This window comes from Bergeriella denitrificans NBRC 102155, from assembly GCF_001592185.1.
Classification (GTDB): Bacteria; Pseudomonadota; Gammaproteobacteria; order Burkholderiales; family Neisseriaceae; genus Neisseria; species Neisseria denitrificans.
On record NZ_BCWL01000096.1, the window covers coordinates 1 to 7,865 of the forward strand.

At 57.9% G+C, this 7,865-nt stretch carries 9 protein-coding genes; 6 read left to right on the top strand and 3 right to left on the bottom strand.

From position 1 onward, the window contains the following. Positions 1–112: 112 nt before the first annotated feature. From accD to BDE01S_RS06360, 3 genes are all read right to left on the bottom strand, one after another. Positions 113–982: an acetyl-CoA carboxylase, carboxyltransferase subunit beta gene (gene accD / locus BDE01S_RS06350; RefSeq protein WP_066078903.1), complete on the bottom strand. Its 870-nt coding sequence runs from the start codon at positions 980–982 to the stop codon at positions 113–115. Between the two features lie 92 nt (positions 983–1,074). Beyond that, positions 1,075–1,860, bottom strand: a complete 786-nt coding sequence (gene trpA, locus BDE01S_RS06355) for a tryptophan synthase subunit alpha (protein ID WP_066078907.1) — start codon at positions 1,858–1,860, stop codon at positions 1,075–1,077. A 291-nt stretch (positions 1,861–2,151) separates the two neighbouring features. Next, positions 2,152–2,631, bottom strand: coding sequence for an FxsA family protein (locus BDE01S_RS06360; protein WP_066078910.1), 480 nt, complete (start codon positions 2,629–2,631; stop codon positions 2,152–2,154). Positions 2,632–2,867: 236 nt separating this feature from the next. Here BDE01S_RS06360 and BDE01S_RS06365 point away from each other — a divergent pair, with 236 nt between their 5' ends. From BDE01S_RS06365 to BDE01S_RS06390, 6 genes are all read left to right on the top strand, one after another. Further along, complete coding sequence (locus BDE01S_RS06365; RefSeq protein WP_066078913.1) at positions 2,868–3,578, top strand: peptidoglycan DD-metalloendopeptidase family protein; 711 nt, start codon at positions 2,868–2,870, stop codon at positions 3,576–3,578. A gap of 53 nt (positions 3,579–3,631) precedes the next feature. Next, positions 3,632–4,591: a glutathione synthase gene (gene gshB / locus BDE01S_RS06370; protein WP_066078916.1), complete on the top strand. Its 960-nt coding sequence runs from the start codon at positions 3,632–3,634 to the stop codon at positions 4,589–4,591. A 139-nt stretch (positions 4,592–4,730) separates the two neighbouring features. Beyond that, on the top strand, positions 4,731–5,135 hold the full coding sequence (locus tag BDE01S_RS06375; protein WP_066078919.1) for a diacylglycerol kinase: 405 nt from the start codon (positions 4,731–4,733) through the stop codon (positions 5,133–5,135). Between the two features lie 112 nt (positions 5,136–5,247). Further along, positions 5,248–5,721 carry a copper chaperone PCu(A)C gene (locus BDE01S_RS06380; RefSeq protein ID WP_066078922.1) on the top strand — a complete coding sequence of 158 codons (474 nt, stop codon included), beginning with the start codon at positions 5,248–5,250 and terminating at the stop codon, positions 5,719–5,721. A gap of 107 nt (positions 5,722–5,828) precedes the next feature. Beyond that, positions 5,829–6,833, top strand: coding sequence for a lipopolysaccharide heptosyltransferase II (waaF, locus tag BDE01S_RS06385; RefSeq protein ID WP_066078923.1), 1,005 nt, complete (start codon positions 5,829–5,831; stop codon positions 6,831–6,833). Positions 6,834–7,106: 273 nt separating this feature from the next. Continuing rightward, a complete protein-coding gene (locus tag BDE01S_RS06390; RefSeq protein ID WP_066078926.1) occupies positions 7,107–7,676 on the top strand; it encodes an opacity family porin in 570 nt (189 codons plus the stop codon). The last annotated feature ends 189 nt before the right edge of the window (positions 7,677–7,865 follow it).

Sequence of the window (7,865 nt, forward strand, 5' to 3'; positions counted from 1 at the left end):
ATAGTCGGAGCGTAATTTCTGCTACGGCGCTGGCCCGCCCTGTATCGGAATGTACGCGCCAAACATACAAAAAGCCGTCTGAGTTTCAGACGGCTTTTTTCAGACGGCCTGCTCAGGCCACTTTGTTTTTCTCTTTGCGAATCAGCAATGTAATCAAGTCCACAATACGCTGTTTCATCACGCGGCGGTCGACGATTTGGTCGATAGCGCCTTTTTCCAGCAGGAACTCAGCACGCTGGAAGCCTTCCGGCAGCGTTTCGCGCACGGTCTGCTCAATCACGCGCGGGCCGGCGAAACCGATTAAGGCATTCGGTTCGGCCAAAACCACGTCGCCCAAGAAGGCAAAGCTGGCCGATACGCCGCCCATGGTCGGGTCGGTCAATACCGAAACGAAGGGCAGGCGTTTTTCCGACAGCAGATGCAGCGCTGCACTGGTTTTGGTCATCTGCATCAGCGAGTTGACGCCTTCCTGCATACGCGCACCACCCGAAGCGGCCACGCAGATAAAGCTGCAGCCGTCGGCAGCGGCGCGGCGCACGCCCTGTACGAAGCGTTCGCCCACCACCGAGCCCATCGAGCCGCCGATAAAGCGGAATTCAAACGCGGCCACCACCACAGGCAGGCCGCCCATCGTGCCTTTCATTACCACCAGCGCATCGTCTTCGCCGGTTTGCTTACGCGCCGCCGTTAAGCGGTCGGGGTATTTTTTGCTGTCTTTGAATTTCAGCGGGTCGGTCGGTTTGACGTTTGCGCCGATTTCTTCGCGGCCCTCTTCGTCCAGCAGCAGGTTCAGGCGCTCGCGTGCCGACAGCGGATTGTGGTAATCGCATTTCGGGCAGACAGAATGGTTTTGTTTCAGCTCGGTCGAATACACCGTAGCCGAGCAAGACGGGCATTTGTGCCACAAACCTTCGGGAACGCTGGATTCGCTTTTGTCTTCGCGTTTGATTTTCGGCGGCAGGATTTTGTCTAACCAGCTCATGGAAGCTCCTTTATATTCGGATAAGGCCCGCGCCGCATGGCGGGAGCCGTTTTCAGACGGCCCGGCGGCGCGTACCGGCGGGCGCAGTATGTTTAACGAATGGCGTTTTTCAGCTCTTTAACCAAGCTGCCGACGACGGCGGCTTCGTTGCCGGCATGGTCTTCAATCGTTTTCACAATGCGGCTGCCGACAATCACGGCATCAGCCACGGCGCCGATTTTGCGGGCGCTTTCGGCATCGTTGATGCCGAAGCCCACGCCAATCGGAATGGAAATGTATTTGCGTAAAAGCTCTATTTTACGCGCAACTGCTTCCGTATCCAAGCTGGCCGCGCCGGTTACGCCTTTCAGGGAGACATAATACACGAAGCCGCCCGCCATCGCGGCGATGGTGCGGATGCGTTCTTCGGTGGTGGTAGGCGCAATCAGGAAGATGCAGTCGATGCCCTTGGCCTGCAATTCGTTTTGCAGCGGCGCGATGGTTTCTACGGGCGAATCAACGGTCAACACGCCGTCCACACCGGCTTCGGCGGCGGCGCGGGCAAATTCGGCGTAACCCATTTTGTGCACGGGATTGAGATAACCCATCAACACCACGGGCGTGGTTTGGTTGCTTTCGCGGAAGCGGCGCACCGTAACCAATACGTCGGCCAGCGACACGCCCTGCGCCAATGCGCGTTCGGCCGCCCGCTGAATGGTCGGACCGTCGGCCATCGGGTCGGAAAACGGCACGCCCAGTTCCAAAATATCCGCGCCGTTTTCCACCAGGCTGTGCATCAGCGCCAGCGTGGTGTCGGTATCGGGGTCGCCGACGGTGATGTAGGGAATCAGGGCTTTTGCCCCGTTGAGGGCATCGAAAGTCTGCTGAATTCGGCTCATATTATGCTCTTCCGTGTGTCGTGGCATGCCGCCGCCGTAGGGCAGCGGGCGGGCATTGTATCATCGGGCAGTCAACGTGAAACGCGGCGCACAGGCCGTTTTATGTTTCACAAACGCCTATATTTATGAAGCGGCGCAAAATAGTACAGGGCGCAATTTGCGCGCACCTCCACTGTATATCATAGGAATATCGGGAATAACAGCCTGTAAGTATAGCATTGACCGCCCGCAAATAAACAGGCCGTCTGAAAATATTTCCTTTTCAGACGGCCTTACGTTTGCGCCGCAGCCTTAATCGCGCTTGTGTTCGATATAATCTTGCTGTTTGGCCGAGGGGTCGGCGCGGGTTACGGTGTATTCGCCTTCGATGATTTCCCCATCGTCCTGGCGCGCCTGCGCGGCAAACGGATTAGCCTGCCCCTGCGCGCCGAACGCCGCCGTTTGCGCCACCGGTTTGCCTTTAAACGGAATCAGCAGCAGCAAGGCCACCGCGGTTGAAACAAAGCCCGGGCTGAGCAGCAGCAGCGCCGCCAGCGCATAGCGGATCGGCCACAGCATCTGATACAGCGAAATATCCTGCCCGCTGCGTACCGCCGCGCCCGCCAGTAATACGCCCGACAAGCCCGTGTGCCGCAGCATCAGCACGCCGCCGGCAAAGCTCAACACCATCAGCAGCAGGGTCAGCCCGCCGCCCAGCCAGTCGGCCACCCATACGATGGACATGATTTCCAAAAACAGCAGCACCAAAAAGCCGATACCGAAAAATTGCATCAATCGTTCCTTATCTGTTCATCAATCCGCAACAAAACTCTGCGCGTTATTATAGTCGGAGAAATTAATTGGAGAAATTAATTTCTCCGACTATATCAGCTTATAAAATAAAGCCGCGCCACGTTTATTGCAAGAGCGGAAAATGTGAAATACGGTAAGGACGGCAGGGGTAAAAAAAAGTAAGGGCGGCCGCAGGGGGTGCAGCGCGGGCGGGAAGTTTGCTATCCTTACGCCCTATGAATACAACCGCTTTTTTCTTTACACACGCCGCCCGTTCCGTATGTCTGGCGGCTGCCCTGACGATGCTGGCCGCCTGCGCCGGCAGCGGCACATCTGCCAAGAAAACCGCGCCGACCGCCACCCGCATCGTACCCGACGGCCACTACCGCGTGCAGCCGGGCGACACGCTCTACCGCATCGCCAAGCGTTACGGCCAGAGCGTCAACACGCTGGCTGCGTGGAACAATCTCAGCGACGTTTCCAAAATCGAAGTCGGCCAGATTCTGCGCGTCCGCCGCAATGCTTCGGGCGCAACAAGCTCTGTCGCCGGCGCGCGCACCGTAACGCCGGTTAACCGCCTGTCGCTGCAATGGCCGACCGACAACGCCCGCAGCAACATCATCCGCTATTACAACGCCCAAACCAATAAAGGCTTGGACATCGGCGGCCTGCCCGGCCAGAGCGTCAAAGCCGCTGCGGCGGGCAAAGTGCTGTATGTCGGCGAAGGCGTGCGCGGCTACGGCAAGCTGATTCTCATCAGCCACAACAGCAACACCATCACCGCCTACGCTCACAACGACACGCTGCTGGTGCGCGAAAACCAAAGCGTCCGCGCCGGCCAGGTGATTGCCAATATGGGCAGCAGCGATGCCGAGCGCGTCAAGCTGCATTTTGAAGTGCGGATTAACGGTAAAGCCGTCGATCCCATGCCCTACCTGCCGAACTGACGCGCCCCGCGTTTTTCAGACGGCCTAAACGCCGCCTGCCACAAGGAACGATTATGAAAGTCCTCTTTATCGCCGACCCGATGGCGAGCTTCAAAACCTATAAAGACACCACCTACGTCATGATGCGCGAAATGGCGCAGCGCGGCTGGCAGCTGTTCCACACCTTGAGCGGCGAGCTTTCCGTGCAGCAGGGCGTCGTGACCGCGCAGGCCGTGCCGTTTGACTTTCTCGGCGCGAAAAGCGACGACGACCACGCCTGGTTTACCGCACACGCCAAAATTCAGACGGCCTTGCGCGATTTCGATGCCGTGATAATGCGTACTGACCCGCCTTTCGATATGCAGTATCTCTACGCCACCCAGCTGCTGACGCTGGCGGAAGCGCAGGGGGCAAAAGTATTCAACAGCGGCCAGGCCATGCGCGATTTCAACGAAAAACTGGCGATTTTAAACTTCGCCCGCTTTACCGCGCCGACTTTGGTAACCACCCGCTCTGCCGACGTGCGCGCCTTTTTGGCGGAACACGGCGACATCATCGTCAAACCGCTCGACGGCATGGGCGGCATGGGCATTTTCCGTCTCACCGAGTCCGACCCCAATACCGGCAGCATTTTGGAAACGCTGATGCAGCTCGACAGCCGCACCATCATGGCGCAACGCTATATCCCCGAAATCGTTGACGGCGACAAGCGCGTTTTGGTTATCGGCGGCGAAGTTGTGCCCTTTGCCCTCGCCCGCATTCCGCAAAACGGCGAAACACGCGGCAATCTGGCCGCCGGCGGGCGCGGCGTGGCGCAGGAATTAAGCGCGCGCGACCGCGAAATCGCCGAAGCCCTCGCCCCCGAACTCAAACGCCGCGGCATCCTGCTGGCCGGTTTGGACATCATCGGCAGCAACCTGACCGAGGTTAATGTCACCAGCCCGACCGGCTTCCAGGAAATCATGAAGCAGAAAGGTTTTGATGTGGCCGCCCTGTTTGCCGATACCGTTGCCGCCTGGTCGCAGGCGCGCTGAACCGTTGCGCAGGCCGTCTGAAAATCCGCCGCGCCTGCTGTGAGACATTGCAGCACAACAGGCCGCACGTTTTCAGACGGCCTGATTTTCAGACGGCCCGCCCTGCCCGCCGCTGCCTTCCCTAAGCCGCTTTCCCGCTATGAACAAACATTCTTACGCCGCCGCCAAAAAAGGCAAAACCGGCCTGACCCGCATCATCAATGCCTTCGGCTATTCCGTTGACGGCCTGACCGCCGCATTCCGCCACGAAAGCGCGTTCCGCCAGCTGCTGCTGCTGCATGCGCTGCTGACCTCGGCGGCCTTTTGGCTGGACTTCGGCCCGACCACCCGCCTGCTGCTGATTATGACCTCGTTTATCTCACTGATTACCGAGCTTTTCAATACCGCCATCGAAGCCGCCGTCGACCACACCTCCACCGAGCGGCACGAGCTGGCCAAGCGCGCGAAAGATGCCGCGTCCGCCGCGCAGCTTCTGGCCTTGCTGCTGGTGGCCATTGCCTGGTTTTCTGCCCTGTGGCGCGAATACGGCCTCAACCTTTTCTAATTCTTTAGTATTAATACCAAAGATTTAATATATATTTAATCTGAATCAATGTTCAAAGCGTGCGTTTCGCTGTAAGATGACGCCATCCCTTATCCACACAAAGGAATGCGACATGAAAAAATTACTGGCCACCCTCGTATTGGCAGGCGTATGCGGCAGCGCGGCCGCAGCAGGCATCCATATCCAAGACCAATGGGCGCGTGCCACCGTAGAGGGCATGAAAATGGGCGGCGCGTTCATGAACATCCACAACGACAATAAAAAAGCCGACTTCCTGCTCGGCGGCAGCAGCCCCGTAGCCGAGCGCGTCGAAGTGCACACCCATGTCAACGACAACGGCGTGATGCGTATGCGCGAAGTCAAAGGCGGCGTACCGCTGGCCGCAGGTGAAAACACCGAACTGAAGCCCGGCGGCTACCACATTATGTTTATGGGCTTGAAGCGCCAGCTGAAAGAAGGCGAAACCGTACCCGTGACCCTGAAATTCAAGCACGCCAAATCTCAAACCGTACAGATTCCGGTGAAAAACGTACCCAAACCCGCCGCGCATAACCACGACCACGGCGGCGCGGCACACGCCCACTGACCGGCAGCCAACACACCGCCCGCAAAGGCACACGCGCCCTCAAATCCAAGTTTGAGGGCTTTGTGTTTTATGCGACAATAAACCCCCGATTATCCGATGCCCCCACCATGTCCGAAAAAATCCTGATTATCTCCCCCAGCTGGATCGGCGACTGCGTGATGACCCAGCCGCTCTACCGCCGCCTGCACGAGCTGCATCCCGGCTGCACCATCGATGTATTCGCCCCCAAATGGTCGATGGCCGTGTTCGAGCGTATGCCCGAAATCAGCCGGATTTTTGAAAATCCCTTCGGCCACGGTGCATTGGATTTAAAAAAACGCTGGCAGGTCGGGCGCGAATTGGGTAAACAGGGTTACACCCAAGTCATCGTTTTGCCCGGCTCGCTCAAATCCGCCATCATCGCCTTCGCCACCGGCATCAAAAAGCGCACCGGCTATGTCGGCGAATCGCGCTATCTGCTGCTCAACGACATCCGCAAGCTCGACAAAGCCGCCCTGCCACTGATGGTGGACCGCTACACCGCGCTGGCGCACCCGAGCCAAGCCGATTTCAACGGCCATTCCGACAACCCGCGTTTCCAAATCAACCCGCAAAGCCAGCAGGCCGCGCTCGCCAAACACGGCTTAAACACCGATAAGCCCGTGATCGCCTTCTGCCCCGGCGCGGAATACGGCCCGGCCAAACGCTGGCCCGCCCGCCATTTTGCCGAACTCGGCCGCCGCTATCTGCAGCAAGGCTGGCGGGTGTGGCTGTTTGGTTCGCAAAAAGATTTCGACATCGCCGACGAAATCAACCGGCTTTCAGACGGCCTGTGCGTCAATCTCTGCGGCCGAACCAGCCTATCCGAAGCCATCGACTTACTCGCCTGCGCCGAAACCGTGGTCTGCAACGACAGCGGCCTGATGCACCTGGCCGCCGCGCTCGACCGAAAAGTCATCGCCGTGTACGGCTCGTCCAGCCCCGACCACACTCCGCCGCTTTCCCCCAAAGCCGAAATCGTCAGCCTGAATTTAGACTGCGCCCCCTGTTTCAAACGCGAATGCCCGCTGGGCCATACCGACTGTCTCAACAAACTGACGCCCGACATCGTGCAGCAGGCCGCCCGCGATTAAACCCGCAAAGGCCGTCTGAAAAATGCCGTAAACAAGCATTTTTCAGACGGCCTTTTCAAAAAGCGTAAATATTCAGTGACGTCATTAGCCGCCCATGTTGCAGCAGAGCAACATATTTAAGCCATAAAATTCAACCCCCTAGCCGCTACCCGCCGCCCTTTACCCGATTTAGCGCGGCAGATGTGCGAAACGGCGTGAAAACTGTGTATGATGAATCCAAGGTTAAGGCGTAGTCCAAACCCCATTCCCAATGATTATTTACGGAGTAACACCATGAAAAAACTGTTATTGACTGCTGTATTGGCCGGTTTGTCCGGCGCTGCCGCCGCCAACGGCTGGTATGTACAGGGCGACGTCGGCGCTTCCCGCCTGGAAGCCAAAAATGATACCGGCAAAGTGAAAGACACCAAGCCGACCGGTCGCGTATCCGTAGGTAAAGATTTCGGCGCAGCACGCGTAGCCGCCGATTACACTTACATGGGCAAAGTGAAAAATTCCGAGAGCGGCGACAACTTCAGCCATAACGCCGAAGTTTCCGCTCACTCTGTCGGCGTATCCGGCATTTACGACTTCCACAACGCCTCCGCCCTGACCCCGTATGTCGGCGCCCGCGTTGGCCTCAACCGCCTGGATATCGATACCCGCACCGTGGTAGGCAACAGCTCCGCCAGCGCATCCGAAGATAAAACCCAAATCGGCATCGGCGCTCTGGCCGGTGCGCAATACCAGCTGACCAACAACTTGGCCGCCAATGCCGGTATCGAATACAACTACCTGGGCAAAGTCGCTGACGCCAAAGTCCACCAATACGGCGTCAACGCCGGTCTGCGCTACAACTTCTAAGCCACCTGCCCGAAAAAAGCCGTCTGAAAACAGCCGTTTTCAGACGGCTTTTTATATCTGCCGCACATCCGCACCGGATGCTATAGTCGAAGCACACAGAATAAGACAAAGCAGCAAGTCGCAGACGATACCGATACAGTCCAAGGCCGCAGCAAAACTATAGTCGTTTCAATTTAGATTGAGACAAGG